Origin of the sequence: Pontibaca salina, from assembly GCF_016307205.1 — a bacterium.
Taxonomy (GTDB): Bacteria; Pseudomonadota; Alphaproteobacteria; order Rhodobacterales; family Rhodobacteraceae; genus Pontibaca; species Pontibaca salina.
Genome location: NZ_JAEIJD010000026.1, coordinates 1 through 1,844, shown reverse-complemented (window position 1 = coordinate 1,844; position 1,844 = coordinate 1). Strand labels below are relative to the sequence as shown.

The 1,844-nt window shown below is 57.9% G+C and carries 1 protein-coding gene and 1 pseudogene; one reads left to right on the top strand and one right to left on the bottom strand.

What is annotated here, in order from left to right:
- Positions 1 to 196: 196 nt before the first annotated feature.
- Positions 197 to 1,039, bottom strand: coding sequence for a DMT family transporter (locus JAO82_RS14115; RefSeq protein ID WP_198687032.1), 843 nt, complete (start codon positions 1,037 to 1,039; stop codon positions 197 to 199).
- 549 nt (positions 1,040 to 1,588) lie between these two features.
- On the opposite strand from JAO82_RS14115, the pseudogene JAO82_RS14335 reads away from it, so the two are divergent.
- A pseudogene (locus tag JAO82_RS14335) lies at positions 1,589 to 1,744 on the top strand (IS3 family transposase); the annotation flags it as partial.
- Positions 1,745 to 1,844 lie beyond the last annotated feature (100 nt).

Genomic DNA, 1,844 nt, shown 5'->3' with positions numbered 1-1,844 from the left:
TCCGCGCCGCTGCCGGTTGCTCACATCGCGCCAATCGGCGTATCAACCCAACGGGCTCCGGTTCCGCATGGATGAAAGTTCAGTGGCAGGTCAGCACGACCACATTGGCGGCGACGGTCAGTTTACGCATGACGGCTGAAGCTGAACATCACTTTGATTACTAGGCAGGCCTGTGCCACGCTCGCCGAGAGACACCCTATATAGCGAGGTAGCCGATGGCCGTGAAAGTTATGGCCACGCCATACCATTGGCCGGGGGATACACGCTCGCGTAGAATCAGCCATGCGAGAATCACGGTGATCATGCCGAAGGTCGAGGACGCGACGGCCGCAAACTCAGGTCGGGCCATGCCGGCGGCGGCAATTACAATGCCGAGTGCGACGCAATCCAGCAGCCCCATAAATCCAAGCATCGGTAGTGCGTTTCGAGTGGGCAGGCGGATTCCACCTGCTGCCAACAACAAGACGATAGCGCCTAGCACTGCAACAATTTGGGTCACCAGAATGACTGGCAGTTCACTGCCCGCATGGGCGGCGGCGTGACCGAGAGCGAATGTGCCCGCAAAACCGGTGCCGCCGAGCACAGCCCAGATGATCGCCGCGCTCTGGCTTCCACCGCTCTCGTCATCGCGCGACAAAAGGCCAACGATGGCAACGCCCGTGATAACGCCGCCCACAGCAAACCATTGATCCCATGACACGCCCTGTCCCGATAGCGCGGCCCACCCGACGGATAGGACCGGATAGGCGCCGAGGATCGGCGCAACGAGGCGCACCGGGCCGATCTCGAATGCCTTGTAGAGGCCGAGATAGGCGACAGTGAAGACTGCCCCGCTGGCAGCAGCCAAGGCAATGGCACTGAGGTCCATGGCTCTCCAATCACCAAACAATATTGCGAAAGGGGTCGTCAGGAGCGCGGCGACGATTAGGATTGTTGCCAGTGCGGGGAATGCTCCGACCTGTTGTGAGACGTAGCGCACGCAAATGTCGTGTATCCCCCAGCAGAGCGCGGCGATGAGACCAAAGATGAGCGAAATCATTAGTGCAAGCTCGGAAAGGATATGGCTGTAAATTTGGAATGCGCGAGCGGAGATAAGGCTGCGGCCAAAATAAACTGGACATGGCCGATGCTGGTGCCGCAAAGTCTGGTTGTTGTGATCACAGAAAAACTCCCTCGTTAAATTGAGAATCGGTCATAACTTTGCTGGCTCATACCAATTGAGCCGGATTAAGGCACGTTATCGAAGGCGGTGACCGCATTCTCGTAGTTCGGGGTTTTACAACGGCGATTGTGCACAATGAAGCCTCAAATTTCACAAAATTGGGCCGCGCAATCAGCAGAGCGCTGTTGAGCGCACGGCCGTGCTGGAGATCTGTAATTCAAAGGAATTTACCAGCATTCCGCCAAAAGCCAAATGATGCCAGCACTGGCCGATCAGGGTCGCTATCTGCCATCAGAATCCAGCCTCTAGCGCATCCTGCGCACCGACGGGCAACAATATCACCGGGGCTGGGCCAAGTGCCAATGCGATGATCTGAGGGGCGCGTTCCAACAACGCCTGTACGTTTTCCCAGTCTCCGCGCGGCGCAAGGACACCCGCATCTTCGCCCAGCAGCTCGGACTGAAGTCCTGCTTTACACCTGCCAAAAACCCGCAGTCCAACGGGATGTCCGAGGCATTCATGAAGACTCTCAAGCGCGACGACGTCCGCCTAAACCCGTTGCCTGACGCTAAGAGCATGCTGCCATCGTGGTCCAGCCCCCGTTTCACCGGACACCTAAGCGGTTTCAGTTTCGGCCCTTATGAACTCGCGAGGCGATTTCCATTTCAGGCCGCTGTGTGGG

Bases quoted from the DNA above. Each gene is read 5' to 3' on its own strand.
- JAO82_RS14115 (WP_198687032.1), bottom strand. From the start codon at position 1,039: ATGATTTCGCTCATCTTTGGTCTCATCGCCGCGCTCTGCTGGGGGATA.